Origin of the sequence: uncultured Kordia sp. (assembly GCF_947496985.1) — a bacterium.
Lineage (GTDB): Bacteria > Bacteroidota > Bacteroidia > Flavobacteriales > Flavobacteriaceae > Kordia.
Genome location: NZ_CANMEZ010000002.1, coordinates 532,124 through 546,774, shown reverse-complemented (window position 1 = coordinate 546,774; position 14,651 = coordinate 532,124). Strand labels below are relative to the sequence as shown.

The 14,651-nt window shown below is 32.1% G+C and carries 11 protein-coding genes; 6 read left to right on the top strand and 5 right to left on the bottom strand.

Annotated elements, in window-relative coordinates:
* Positions 1 to 59: 59 nt before the first annotated feature.
* The 3 genes from Q0828_RS07330 to Q0828_RS07320 are packed head-to-tail and all read right to left on the bottom strand — an operon-like array spanning position 60 to position 3,196.
* Entirely contained in the window at positions 60 to 842 is a 783-nt protein-coding gene (locus tag Q0828_RS07330) for a class I SAM-dependent methyltransferase (RefSeq protein ID WP_298419111.1), read from the bottom strand.
* Complete coding sequence (locus Q0828_RS07325) at positions 835 to 2,298, bottom strand: radical SAM protein (RefSeq protein WP_298419108.1); 1,464 nt, start codon at positions 2,296 to 2,298, stop codon at positions 835 to 837. Before Q0828_RS07325 ends, Q0828_RS07330 begins: the two co-directional genes overlap by 8 nt.
* Positions 2,291 to 3,196 carry a nucleotidyltransferase domain-containing protein gene (locus Q0828_RS07320; RefSeq protein ID WP_298419106.1) on the bottom strand — a complete coding sequence of 302 codons (906 nt, stop codon included), beginning with the start codon at positions 3,194 to 3,196 and terminating at the stop codon, positions 2,291 to 2,293. The genes Q0828_RS07325 and Q0828_RS07320 overlap by 8 nt, the downstream gene beginning before the upstream one ends.
* Before the next feature lie 183 nt (positions 3,197 to 3,379).
* Here Q0828_RS07320 and Q0828_RS07315 point away from each other — a divergent pair, with 183 nt between their 5' ends.
* Positions 3,380 to 6,007 (top strand): DUF5916 domain-containing protein, encoded by a 2,628-nt coding sequence (locus tag Q0828_RS07315; protein ID WP_298419104.1) that lies wholly within the window; start codon positions 3,380 to 3,382, stop codon positions 6,005 to 6,007.
* Between the two features lie 155 nt (positions 6,008 to 6,162).
* Here Q0828_RS07315 and polA read toward each other — a convergent pair whose 3' ends face one another.
* Entirely contained in the window at positions 6,163 to 8,994 is a 2,832-nt protein-coding gene (gene polA / locus Q0828_RS07310; protein ID WP_298419101.1) for a DNA polymerase I, read from the bottom strand.
* Between the two features lie 279 nt (positions 8,995 to 9,273).
* Between polA and Q0828_RS07305 the strand changes: the two genes are divergently transcribed.
* Entirely contained in the window at positions 9,274 to 9,456 is a 183-nt protein-coding gene (locus Q0828_RS07305; protein WP_298419099.1) for a hypothetical protein, read from the top strand.
* A gap of 731 nt (positions 9,457 to 10,187) precedes the next feature.
* Here the strand turns inward: Q0828_RS07305 and Q0828_RS07300 are convergent.
* Positions 10,188 to 10,379: a hypothetical protein gene (locus Q0828_RS07300; protein WP_298419096.1), complete on the bottom strand. Its 192-nt coding sequence runs from the start codon at positions 10,377 to 10,379 to the stop codon at positions 10,188 to 10,190.
* 294 nt (positions 10,380 to 10,673) lie between these two features.
* Here Q0828_RS07300 and Q0828_RS07295 point away from each other — a divergent pair, with 294 nt between their 5' ends.
* The 4 genes from Q0828_RS07295 (at position 10,674) to Q0828_RS07280 (ending at position 14,624) form a co-directional block, all read left to right on the top strand.
* Positions 10,674 to 10,829 carry a class I lanthipeptide gene (locus Q0828_RS07295; protein ID WP_298419093.1) on the top strand — a complete coding sequence of 52 codons (156 nt, stop codon included), beginning with the start codon at positions 10,674 to 10,676 and terminating at the stop codon, positions 10,827 to 10,829.
* A gap of 143 nt (positions 10,830 to 10,972) precedes the next feature.
* Entirely contained in the window at positions 10,973 to 11,908 is a 936-nt protein-coding gene (locus Q0828_RS07290; protein WP_298419089.1) for an isoaspartyl peptidase/L-asparaginase family protein, read from the top strand.
* 21 nt (positions 11,909 to 11,929) lie between these two features.
* Positions 11,930 to 13,069 (top strand): AraC family transcriptional regulator, encoded by a 1,140-nt coding sequence (locus Q0828_RS07285; protein WP_298419087.1) that lies wholly within the window; start codon positions 11,930 to 11,932, stop codon positions 13,067 to 13,069.
* Between the two features lie 103 nt (positions 13,070 to 13,172).
* Entirely contained in the window at positions 13,173 to 14,624 is a 1,452-nt protein-coding gene (locus Q0828_RS07280) for a S41 family peptidase (RefSeq protein ID WP_298419085.1), read from the top strand.
* Positions 14,625 to 14,651: the final 27 nt, after the last annotated feature.

Sequence of the window (14,651 nt, the reverse complement as noted above, 5' to 3'; positions counted from 1 at the left end):
AGTTGTCTTTGCTTATTTAGAATCCAATAGTTTTTGGATAATCGAACTGTGGAAAACTGTTATGCTTTTTGTAATTCAATCAAAAAATGATCTGCGTATTTTGCTAATGATGAATGTGTTAATATTGAATCTAAACCTTTAAAAATTGATAGGAAAGGTGTTTTTGCTAAAAAAGAATTTTCTAAATAAGATGGCGGAATTGTAAGTCCAATAGGTTTTATAAGTCCTTTGGTGTAGTTTGAAGGCGCTAATTCAATAATTTCTTTAGGGTTAAAATACCAAGTTTCTACACCTACACCATCCACGTTGGCTATAACACTTTTGTTTGTGTTTCTTCTATTAGCTTTTATGCGATCTCCTTTTAGATTAAAATATAAACGTTCCCACAAGCAATGTTTGGGCATAATGATCATTACTAATTTTCCTTTTGGATTTAGTAAGCCTGTAGATGTTTCTAAAAAGGTAGTTAATTGTTTTTTTGAGAGACAATTTAAACCACCAAAATCTGAAAAAATAAAGTCAAACTTTTTGTTGAATGTATCTTTTGTAATGGTATTAATATCTTGGACTTTAAACGTTACATTTTCTGGATGCGCTTTTGCTTTTGCTTTTTCGATCATTCCTGAGGAAATGTCGGTTGCAATTACATCGTGGTTTAGTTTTGCAAATTCAATTGCATCAGCACCAGTGCCACAATTTAACTCTAAAATTGAACGTTTTTTTTCTTGTTTAATAATTGGATTGATATATTTAAATACCAATTTGCGTTGTGCTTTGCCAATATTAGAATACGTGAAAATAGAATCGTATTGTGAAGCTGCTATATCAAAATCACTATGCATTTGTATTCTCCATATTTTTCAATTGCAATTTATCGATGAAGGCGGCTGGTACATAATACCCTAACAAAATCATCAATCGTAACTCAGATTTAGAAATTGAAAACGGGTTTTTAAAGAATTTTTTAAAGTTTTGAACAGCCTGACTTTTACGAAATTCTTTGTGAACGTAACGTTGTAATTTTCTGTAAAATTGTGTGTTGTAAGTTCCTTTGAACATCATAGCTAAATCGTCAGAATCAGTCCAATTTGCTTTTAGCTTTAGATCATCTTTTACTTTATCATAAAATTTAGTTCCTGGAAGCGGATAGGAAACAGAAACACCAATATTGTCAGGAACCAATTCTTTAATCATGTCAATTGTTTTCTGAATATCTTCTTTGGTTTCTTCTAAATAACCAAACTGAATAAAGAATGCTACACGAACGTTTTTTTCTTTCAACAAATGCGTTGCTTCATAAATTTGTTCCACTTTAGTTTCTTTATCCATTGCATCTAAAATGGCTTGCGAACCACTTTCTGCACCAACCCAAACTTCTTCCAAGCCACTTTCTGCCAACGCATCAATAGTATCTTCTTTTAATAATAAATCAACGCGACTTTGTATATAATAGGATATGGATAGTTTTTCTTTTTTGAGTTCTTTATTAAAATTCTGAACCCAATTAGGCTTTAAGCCAAAAATATCATCACACATCCAAAAACGATTTACACCATAGGTTTCGCTCAAATATTTAATGTGTTTTGTAATGTATTCTGGAGAATGTGAGTTGTAACGATTTCCATAGATTGGTTTTGCACACCAATTACACTTAAATGGGCAACCACGTGTTGTCGCCATATTTAATGTAAATTCATTTCCTCCATTTTCCCAAATTTCACGATATGGTTCAATGTCAATTAAATCCCAAGCAGGCATTGGCAATTCATCTAAATTACGCAAAACGGGGTGTTTTGGATTTTTGATAATTTCACCTTCTTTTTCAAAAACCAATCCTTTAATTTTTGAAGTATCTTCATTGTTAGACAAAGCATCTACCAATTCTTTTAAAGAAATCTCACCTTCACCTTGAATAATAAAATCTGCACCAGCTTCTAAATATTTTTCATAATGATCTGTTGAATCTGAACTACAAACAATCACGTGACACGCTAAATTTTTGGCAATTTTAATCATTTCAAAAGCGGCTTCACGCATAGTGGTTAAGCACATTTTTGTTAAATAATTAAAGCCATCATCGTAAATTACGAATGTGTTAGGTTTGTGTTCTTCTAAATAAGGTTGAATCGTTTTAGGGTCATCTAAAAGATTCGCATCAAACACACCAACGTTATAATTGTTTTCACGTAAATAGGAAGCAGCATATAGGGTTCCAAGTGGCGGATATGGCGTTTGATTTTTCCATTGTTTGGCGTCAAACTTATAATAGTAAGAATGTGAAAAAACAATATCAAGCATGTTCTTCGGGTAATTTCAGGTTGTACTGTTTTACGATGTCTTTATATCTTTCGTCAAGTCGAGTAATTACTTTTCGTTGAAAGTTTTGCGGGTGATGTTTAGATACATGTCTAGTAGATTTCATAGCAATATCGAAATCTTCTTTTGCCAAGTGTTTAAACTTTTTAACCCACTTTTTGAGTGTAAGCTTTTGTAAAAACTTATCAAACGTAAGTCCAAAAGAACCATTAAATGTTTTTTGGATCAGTTTGGAAAAGCTACTCTTTTCGGTATTTCTTATAGTACTTGTTTTTGTAACTGGTTTATTCGGGAAATATGGATCAGACCATGTATTTGCTACTTGGAAGGCTTCAAATGTTTCTTTTCCATATAAAGGAATCAACGTTACTATTTCAGTAGCTGTGAAAATATTTTTTTCAGGAATCTCTAATTTGTCGGTGCTGACAAAATAGTTGACACAGAAATATTTCTTAGAATTGAACAAGAATATTTTTTTGTATAAAACCAGTAGTGTTCTAGCAATCCATAAACGATTTGGCTTGGTAATGATAAAAAAGTCAAAATCACCATCATCATCATAAAAACCTTTTGACAATGCACCAGATAAACACACGCCTTTTACATATGGGAATTTGGCTATTTTTTTAGAAACTTTTATTGCTTTAGGCATAATATTTCGTGCCATTTCATTTCCTTTCAACCTACGTTCTACACGATCAGGATCGTTTACATCAACATAAAAGCCATCAAAATTGAAAATGACACCTTTTTCCAATAGCAAATCTATTTCGCTATTGATTTCTTTTTGATTCGTATTGTTGGAGAATTGAAAAATTTCTGTTCTCGTCAACGGATACTTAAAAAGGGAAAAATATAATATAGTTTTTAAGGCGCTCACTAATTTTTTGTTTTCGGTTCAAAAATACTTAAAATTACCTACGTGTTAGTACGTATATCCAATAAAAAAAGAAAGGATTTTTATTTATTGTCTTTCTTGATAAGTGTTAATTTTTACATAAAAGTGTACTTGATTTTACAAGGTTTACTACTTTTATAACAATCAATCAATCAAAAACCACCAATGAAATCGCTCTTATTTTTTTGCGTAGGACTATTTTGTGTTCCTTTTTTAAGCTTTTCTCAAGAAGGCACAAAATCTATTCCAAAAAGAATATACACTACAAATGTTGTTAATGGTGAATCTCCAAAGATAGATGGAATCATAAATGATCCAAGTTGGAGTTCTGTGGAATGGGAAACCGATTTTATAGAAAATCGACCAGATGAAAATACGCCACCAACTGAACAGACGAAGTTTAAAATAATGTATGATGCAAAGTTTCTGTATGTTGCTATACGTGCTTATGACGCTGAACCAGATAAAATTGTGAAGCGTTTATCTCGTAGAGATGGTTTTGACGGAGATTGGGTTGAAATTAATATTGATAGTTATCACGATTTACGTACGGGTTTTTCATTTACAGTTACTGCAGCTGGTGTAAAAGGAGATGAATTTATTTCGAATAATGGTAATAATTGGGATGGAAGCTGGAATCCTATTTGGTATACTAAAACAAATGTAGATAATGAAGGTTGGACAGCTGAAATGAAAATTCCATTAAGTCAGTTACGTTTTGGAAAAAGTGAAGAACAAATTTGGGGACTGCAAGTGCAACGTCGTTTTTTTCGAAAAGAAGAACGTTCTATTTGGCAACGAATTCCACAAGATGCACCAGGTTGGGTAAGTGAGTTTGGAGAATTGCATGGGTTAAAAAATATAGAACCACAAAAACAAGTTGAAATTCAACCCTATGTTGTAACACAATTAGATACTTATCCTGAAGAAGCAGGAAATCCGTTTCGTGATGGTAATGATTTTACCTTGAATGGAGGAATTGATGGTAAAATTGGAGTTACAAACGATTTAACGTTAGATTTCACGATCAATCCAGATTTTGGACAAGTAGAAGCAGATCCGGCAGCAATAGCACTAGATGGTTTTCAAATATTCTTCCGAGAACAACGGCCTTTCTTTGTTGAAAATAAAAATATATTTGATTACCAATTTGCTAATGGACAAGATAATGTATTCTATTCGAGACGTATTGGAAGAAATCCACAAAGTTTTCCAAATACAAGCTCAGGTGAATTTGTAGATCAACCGCAAAATTCTACTATTTTAGGAGCTGCAAAATTTAGTGGGAAAACTAAAAATGGTTGGTCTATTGGTGTGTTAGAAAGTGTTACAGGAAGAGAGTTTGCCGAAATTGACAACAATGGGACACGTAGAAAAGAGTTAGTAGAGCCACTAACAAATTATTTTGTCGGACGATTGCAAAAAGATTTTAACGAACGAAATACTTTTGTAGGTGGAATTTTTACAGCAACCAATCGACGATTGGAAGATCATCTTAGTTTTTTACACAGAGCTGCCTATTCTGGAGGTTTAGATTTTAGACACAATTGGAAAGACAGAACATTTTATTTAGAAGGAAATGTTGTTGCGAGTCATGTCGCAGGAAGTAAAGAAGCCATTGCAAACACACAAAATTCATTAACCCATTTATTTCAACGTGTAGATGCGAGTCATGTTGATGTTGACCCAAATAAAACATCTTTGACAGGAACAGGAGGAAAGTTAGAGTTTGGAAAAACAGGTGGCGGAACTTGGCGTTATGACACAGGAGTTATTTGGCGTTCGCCAGAATTGGAATTAAATGATATCGGATTTCTACGTCAAGCAGATGAAATTCGTCAATATGCAAATGTAGGATATCAAACTACAAAATCGGTTGGAAATTTTAGAAGGATTTCAGCACGTTTTTCACAATTTACAACATATGATTTTGAAGGGAATTTTAATCGAATTCAATATGAAGTGAATGGAAACTTACGCTTTTTAAATAACTGGTGGATTGATTTTGGTGGCGCACATAAACCTAGAATTTATATTAATACGTTTTTACGTGGTGGACCACGTTGGCGATATTCGCAAGAAAATTTTGGATATGCCTTTTTTGGAACAGACGAACGTAAAAAACTGCGTACAAGTTGGGGAATGGTGTATTCACAAGCAAAACAAAATAACTTTCAATTTTTAGAAGTTAGTGGAGATGTTACATATCAGCCCACAAATGCAATGCGTATATCTATCAGTCCACAGTATAATTACAATCCAAATAAAACACAATACGTAACACAAACAGATAATAATGGAACTACGCGTTATATTTTAGGAGATATTGATAATCAGACTTTAAGTGCGGCGATTCGTTTTAATTATACCATCAACCCGAATTTGTCTATTCAATATTATGGACAACCTTTTGTTTCTATAGGTCGATATAAAGATTTTAAATATGTAACCAATTCTATCGCAGATAATCTATACGATCGTTTTTATCAGTATCAACCCAATGAAATCACTTTTGATGAAACTTCAGGTTCTTACTTAGTAGATGAAGGTGGAGATGGAACTACAAACTACTCTTTTGGAAATCCTGATTTCTCTTTTGTGCAATTTCGTTCAAATTTAGTATTGCGTTGGGAATATATTCCCGGTTCTGAACTCTTTTTGGTTTGGTCACAAGGAACTACAGGTTTTGGAAACGCCAGAGATCATTTACTGCAAAGTTTAGACAATCAGATTTTAGGGCAACAACCTGAAAATATCTTCTTGATGAAGTTTACGTATCGATTTGTGCTTTAGATTTATTGTTTCCGATTCCTGAGTAGGTAGAAATCTTATTGTGATTCGTTAGCGGCGATCTTTGGATCGCTTTCTTTTTCGTGTAAGTAAAATGCTTTATGTATTCAATATGGTGAAAACGATCTAGAAAATCGTACATGAATAATCTTAAATCATTAATGCGCTTCCAGCCAATTTTGTCCAATACCTATTTCAACATCTAATGGAACATCTATTTTGAAAGCATTTTCCATTTCTTCTTTAATGATTGGTTTTATGATTTCTAATTCATCTTTATGCGCGTCAAACACCAATTCATCATGAACTTGTAATAACATTTTTGATTTAAAACCTTCTGTTGAAAAACGATTGTGAATATTAATCATTGCTAATTTTATAATATCAGCTGCGCTTCCCTGAATAGGTGCATTGACAGCATTTCGTTCAGCGGCTCCACGTACAATGGCATTACGCGAATTGATATCTTTTAAATAACGACGTCTTCCTAAAACCGTTTCTACATATCCATTTTCACGTGCAAACGCCACTTGATTCGACATGTATGCTCTTAACTTTGGATAGGTTTCATAATAGGTGTCAATCAATTCTTTAGATTCACTTCTCGTAAGTGAAGTTTGATTACTTAATCCAAAAGCAGAAACGCCATAAATTATTCCAAAGTTTACTGTTTTTGCATTGCTACGTTGCTCACGAGTTACTTCATCCAAACCAATATCAAATACTTTAGAAGCTGTAGAAGCGTGAATATCTGCGCCATTTTTAAAAGCTTCAATCATGGTGTCTTCTTTACTCAAAGCTGCAATAATTCGTAATTCAATCTGAGAATAATCGGCAGCAAGTAATACATAATTTTCATCTCTTGGTACAAATGCTTTTCGAACTTGTCGTCCACGCTCTGTTCGGATTGGAATGTTCTGTAAATTCGGATTGTTAGAACTCAATCGTCCTGTTGCGGCAACCGCTTGTGCATATACTGTATGAATACGATTTGTTTTTGGGTTTATTTCATTTGGCAACGCATCTACATAGGTGCTTTGTAATTTTCTATATTGACGCCATTCTAAAATATCGGCAACAATTTGATGATCTTTTGCTAGGTATGAAAGTACATCTTCAGCAGTAGAATACTGACCAGTTTTTGTCTTCTTAGGCTTGTCTACTAACTTTAGTTTGTCAAACAAAATTGGACCTAACTGTTTTGGAGAAGCTAAGTTGAATTCTTCACCTGCTTGCTCAAAAATTCCTTTCTCTAAACGATCAACATCCATAGTTAACTCCTTAGATAATTCACCTAAAAAGCCAGGATCTATATTGATTCCTTCAATTTCCATAGCTGAAAGTACGCTTACTAATGGAACTTCTACATCTGTAAATAATTTTGTCAAATGACCACTTTCCAATTCTTTAATGAAATGTTCTTTTAACTGATACGTAATATCTGCGTCTTCAACTGCATATTCTGTTTGCTGCTCCAATGGAACTTGTCGCATAGACAATTGATTTTTTCCTTTTTTACCAATCAATTCTACAATAGAAACTGGTTGATAATTTAAATAGGTTTCCGATAAAATGTCCATATTATGGCGCATATCCGGATTAATCAAATAGTGTGCAATCATCGTATCGAAAATTGGCCCTTTTACAGGCATATCATAGCTTGATAATACTTTGATATCGTATTTTAAATTTTGTCCAACTTTTTCAATCGTAGTATTTTCAAAAAACGGACGGAACTCTTCTAAAATAGCTTTCGTTTCAGCTTGATCTTCTGGGAAAGCGACATAATATCCTTTTCCTTTCTCCCAAGAAAATGCAACACCAACCAATTCTACTTCTAGTGCTTTTAAACCTGTAGTTTCTGTGTCAAAACAAACGCTTTGTTGTTTCAGTAATTTTTGTAGTAACATTTTTCGCGATAGTGGCGTATTTGCCAATTGGTAAAAATGTTCAGTTGTTTTTATAGTTTGATAGCCAGAAACGGTTGCTTCTTCTGTTGTATTTCCACTTCCAGGAACCGCAAATAAGTCAAATTGCCCAGTTGGAGCTGCTGTTTTAGTTGTCTTTGAAGTGGTTTTTGTGTTTGCTTCCGCTGAATTTTCCTCAGGAGCTTTGAATGTTTTAATCAAATTATCGAGTAATCTGCGGAATTCTAAATCCATAAATATTTCAGTTACTTCCTCAATATTTGGTTGCGATAATTCAAAATCTTTTTCATGAAATTCTACAGGGACATCTAGCATAATGGTTGCCAATTGTTTCGAGAGCAAACCTAATTCTTTACTTGCTTCCACTTTCTCCTTCATCTTTCCTTTTAGTTCATGTGTATTGGCAAGTAATCCTTCCATACTACCATACGCAGCTAAAAATTTCTTAGCTGTTTTTTCTCCAACACCAGGTAACCCAGGGATATTATCTACAGAATCTCCCATCATTCCTAAGAAATCAATTACTTGCTCTGGGCGTTCTACACCAAATTTTTCTTGTACTTCTGGAATTCCCCAAGTTTCGTATCCACCACCAAATCGTGGGCGATACATAAATATATTTTCAGAAACCAACTGAGCAAAATCCTTATCAGGCGTAACCATAAAAGTTTTATATCCTTCCTTTTCTGCCATTTTAGAAAGCGTTCCAATAATATCATCAGCTTCATATCCTTCTTTTACAATAATAGGAATATGCATGGCTCTCAGAATATTTTCAATATATGGAACAGCTAATCTGATGGCTTCTGGGGTTTCTTGTCTATTGGCTTTATATGCTGGAAAAGCTTCCACACGATCTACACTTCCACCTTTATCAAAACATACTGCTAAATGATCTGGACGTTCCCGTTTGATGACATCTAATAAAGAATTTGTGAATCCTAAAATTGCTGAAGTATCTAGTCCTTTAGAGTTAATTCTTGGGTTTTTAATAAACGCGTAATATCCTCTAAAAATAAGTGCGTACGCATCTAGTAAAAAAAGTCGTTTTTGGTCTGCCATGGGTTGAAAATTTGATGGAAATTCAAATTTAAGAATATTACTAAGATTCTCTAATAAAAAAAGAATGTTTCACACTAGATAGTATATTTCATCATAACTATTTTATATCAATTCGCTTATGAATTGAAAGTTATCGTGTAAATATACTGTTATCAGTTTTACGTTTATAAATTTCCGCTGAACGTTTATTGATTACTACTTTACACTTATAAACTCGTATATAAACTGTAATCACTTTATTTCTACATTAGACATTATTAATTTAAAAAATCAATTATTATGTTAGAAAAATTTAAAAATTTCGAAATTGAAAAACCACAAAATGTATATGGAGGGATTACTGATCCAGAGCATAATGAAGAAGAGTCGTCTAATACTGATTATCACGAAAAATCAGCCAATTGGAGTACTTACATTACTGACCCGGAGCATAATGAAGAACAGTCGCAAAACAATAGCTAAGACGGCGGGTGATTTATAGTTTTTTAATTTAAGCGGGCTTCGGTTCAGTCACGGTCGGAAGAAATTCTGACCGTGACTGACTTTCGGGCCGCTTTTTCTTTTTTCATACTACTGTTTTTATAACCTTTGATTCATAAACCTTAGGTGGTGATTCTTGTTTCTCATTCTTTCCTGTTTTACTTTCATATCATTATTAATTTTAAAATTTATTATTATGTTATCACAATTTGAAAAATTCGAGATTCAGAATTCTAACTCTATTACTGGAGGGTATGTCATTATTGAAGATGCTATTTTGTTGTAATCTTCTTTAAAGCGAACTTCGGTTCGCTTTTTCTTTTCTACTTTTTTAATCACCTTTGTTTTATAAACCAAATGTAACGATTCTTGTTTTCGCTTTTTTGCTGTTTTACTTTCATACTATATATTAATTTTAAATTTTTTAGTTATGTTAGAAAAATTTCAAGAATTAACGAAAATACAAATGAATACTATTTACGGCGGAGCGCAAGAAGTCGATGATGTTGATAGAACGAAACCTAATAATATAGCGTAAAGCCTATCTTTATTTCCAAGATGTTTAATTTATATATTGACAACATTCAATGAATTGGATGACCTAAATATTGAGCTAATTATATTTGTTATATTTGATTTATGAAAATAAATTATTTATCAAACTTCTTATTTATTTGCTTACTTATCCTAATAATTATTCTTTCAATTTTCGTTTATTTTGAGTTAGAACCGTATGAGTTTAGTTTATCAAAATACATACGAATGAAAAGAGACAATACTTTATTAATACCACCTATACTTTTAGTCTTAAGTGTAAACAGCTTTATATTCACAATATATAAAAATCGATCATATACATTTTTGAAATTATTTTTATTGAAACTGTCTAAAATGATCGATTTCATATATTCGATTTCATTGATTATTTCAGTTTTGTTATGTTTTATATTTACCCCTATGAGTAATAGTTTCGGAATAAGTATACTCTTATTTTCATTTTTATTTGGAGTTGCTCTTTTAATTCATAATATAAATTCCAAAATAAATTAAAGAATATAATTTTCTTGATTTTCTGTTTTATACGCTAAACGTTATCATCATCTTCGTCTTTGTAGAAAATGAATGAATTCTAATTTACTTTTTTTAAATAGAGGTGTTATTTTTCTTACCTTTAGGTTTATTAATCAAAATTTTAAATCATGAAAAAAAGAAATTTAAAATCGTTGTCTCTCAACAAAGAATCTATTTCAACTCTTTTAGCTGAAAACTTAAAAAATATTAAAGGAGGAACTTGGGATACCTTGTTTTGCTCTTCAGGAGATATCTATCATAAATGTGATCCATGTGATGACTAATTATTGAGAGCGATCTTCGGATCGCTTTTCTTTTTACATAAAAAAGACTAAATAGGAAGTGAAATATTTTGATATAGTTTCTTGAATTTTGCTTTTTAAATGATAACAAATTCGTAATTTTCGAGCCTTAACTTTTTAAATCTATGCAAACGATCTCAATTGCCATTCACGGAGGCGCAGGAACATTAGTAAAAGGAATGATGACACCACAACTAGAAGCTGAATATAAAGCAGCTTTGAAAAAAGCGTTGGATGCAGGTTATCAATTGCTTGAAAAAGGGAAGTCGTCTGTAGAAGCGGTAGAAACAGCAGTTAAATTACTGGAGAATTCACATCTATTTAATGCTGGAAAAGGAAGTGTATTTACTGCGGAAGGAACACATGAAATGGACGCTGCTATTATGGAAGGGAAAACATTGAATGCAGGTGCAGTTTCGTTAATTACAGGAATAAAAAACCCTGTTTCATTAGCACGTGATGTAATGGATAAAAGCGAGCATGTGTTTATGGCGGGAGAAGGCGCAATGTATTTTGCTAAAATGCATAATTATGAATTAGAAAATCCATCGTATTTTTACGATGAATTACGATATAATCAATGGCAAGAAATTAAAGATACAGATACATTTCAATTAGATCATTCATTAAAGAAAGATTCAAAATTTGGAACTGTTGGTGCTGTTGCGTGCGATCAAGATGGAAATATTGCTGCCGCTACTTCTACAGGAGGTATGACAAATAAACGTTTTGGTAGAGTAGGAGATTCTCCAATGATTGGCGCTGGAAATTATGCAAACAATGAAACTTGTGCAGTTTCATGTACAGGAAGTGGTGAGTATTTCATTCGTGGCGTTGTAGCGTATGATGTATCTAGCTTAATGGAGTATAAAGAGTATTCACTAGAAAAAGCAGCAGATACGGTAATTAACGAGCGCATTCTAAAAATTGGTGGAGATGGAGGATTAATTGCTGTTGATGCTAAAGGAAATATTGCAATGCCTTTCAACACCGAGGGAATGTACAGAGCCTGTAAATCTTCAAACGGAACAGAAGAAGTTTCTATCTACAAAGGTAACTAATATTCACAGTAGCCAAATTTTATGAAACTACTCATTGACTTTATGCTAATTGGAGGAATTGTAATTAACGCCCTGATTCTTCTCATATTATTTAAGTCAAAGAAAAAAGAACTTCCCCAAAAGTTATTAATACTCTTTTTTGGAATTATATTTTTATATATGTTTCATGCGTATGCTGAAGTGCATAAAGTTAAGTTGCTCTATATTATTACCTTTATTTTTAATGATACCATAGAACTTTTTATTGGTCCGTTATTATATATATACATAAAATCATTATTTGAAGATCATAAAACACTGCTTAGGAAAAATTGGATTCATTTTATTCCTTTGATTATATATATAGGCGTAATTAGTATTCCATTTATCATTTCAATTGTAAATAAAAAATTTGTCTTCAACTATTTAAAGGTTTTAAATGATAACAATGCAGTCTTTTTTATGAGTTTGATAGTGTATTTGCTTATCTATTTAGTATTCTCACTAAAACTGTTTTACAGATATAAAAAAGCAATGGAAGCTAACTTTTCTACAATTTCTGAAACAGATTTTGGTTGGGTAAAACAAATGTTGCTAGGAACATTACTAGTAGCAATATTGGATTTACTAGGAACTTGTTATGAAATATATGTAGGCGAAGATGCCATAGATACTAGTTTTATTACGCTAATATTAGTTGTTATATTAATAGGGTATTTAGGATACTATGGAGTGCGACAATCTAAAATATTTGTGCCTGACTTTTTGATTCAAGAACCTGTTTTGCAATCAAAAATTGTAGAAAAAAGCAAAGTGACATCTATTGTTGATGAAGAAATGTTTCAAGAATTGCAAACACGATTAGAAAACATTTTTATTTCAGATAAGCCATATTTAGATGAAGCGTTAACATTGAATAAATTGGCGCAGATGATTTCAACCACGGATAAAAAACTATCTGGAATGCTAAATCAGCATATGAAAATCACTTTTTACGACATCATAAATAAATATCGTGTGGCTGCTGTAAAAGACAAATTAGCGTCAAAAGATTTTGAAAATTATACACTTTTAGGAATTGCATACGAATGTGGATTTAAGTCAAAAACAAGTTTCAACAGAATCTTCAAAAAAGAAACGGGACTTTCTCCGTCACAATACAAAAAAGCCAATTTAAGCTAGAAAATAGGTTCCAATAGAAGCATTGGAGCGTTTGGTACACTATAATGACCTTAGTTTGTGGTAAAAATAAATATCATCAATCTAAAACAAAAACAAGTATCAAATGAAAAAACTGAAGACATTAATTTTTCTAGTAACGATTATTTTCCTTTTAAAATGCAAAAGCAATACACGTCAAAAAACGGAAAACAAAACAAGTGAAATCACCGCTACTATAAACGGAACATGGAAAAGTATTGGATACGGAAGAATAGTAAACATTACGGATGAAGTTGTATCGTTATATGATGTAAACAATATAAATTGTTTGCCGTCTGAAGAATTTCCTCGTGAAGTAGCAGAACAGTTTCTTTCGTTAAAGCTGAAAAATGAAAATACACTAAAAGTGAAAATGGGAATCACTACGTATGATTTTGTACGTTTAGAAAAAATGCCTAAAAATTGTGCCCCATTAAGTGAAGCAGAAAAAAATGATCCCTTATTTAATTTTGAATCATTGTGGCAAACATTTAATGAACATTACAGCTATTTCAAGGAAAGAAATATTGATTGGAATGTGATGAAATCTAAATATAAAAGCAAACTATCTTCAGAGTCTTCTTCTTTAGAATTATATGTTGTATTACAAGATATGCTTAAAGAAATGAAAGATGGACATGTTGGAATTCCATTACCAGAAGAGATTGCAGAAGAATATGTAGCGTACAAAAAATCTGAAACTCCAAGCAATCCTAAAAAGCAACGAAAGAAAATTAATTTTGATGAATTTAAGTTTGAGCAATTTGGAAAATATGTATCTGATTATAAAACCTACAATTATGGAATACTGAATTGGGGATTGATCAATGAAGATGTTATGTTTCTTCAAATTAACGGAATGATGGGATTTGCTCATTACGATTTAGGTGATGATCCTGAAAAAGCAGAAGCATTGTATGAACAATATACTGAGGAAAGTGACAATCAAACACAAGATGAAGTTGATGGCGCAGCATATATTATGGACACTATTTTTCCAGAATTGGTAAAAACAAAAGCATGTATTATTGATTTACGATTTAATGGTGGAGGAACAGATGAAGTGGCTTTAAAAATACTAAGCTATTTTACAAAAGAAGAAACTACTGTATTTTCAAAGAAAGCGTATGTCAAAGAAGGAGAATATACTACAGCAAATGTAATTCGTATTTCGCCTGCAAAAAAAGTATTTAATGGAGAGTTGTATATCCTAACAAGTCCATTGTCGGCAAGCGCTACCGAAATATTTGTATTAAGTTCATTGAAAGCTGCGCCAAATGCAATTCGAATAGGTTCTAATACGGAAGGAATTTTTTCTGATATACTAGACAAACAATTGCCAAATGGTTGGAGTTATGGACTGTCAAATGAAATCTATGAAAGTACAGATGGAGTTAATTATGAGAACATTGGAATTCCTGCACATCATCATATAGAATACAATCGAGAAAGTGGCTATAAATTTGTCAGTAAACTACAAGAGCAAAAGAAAGATGAAGCTGTTGAAAAAGTACTCGAACTATTAAAAGAAAACTAACCTTAAACCAATAAATACATTAGGCGC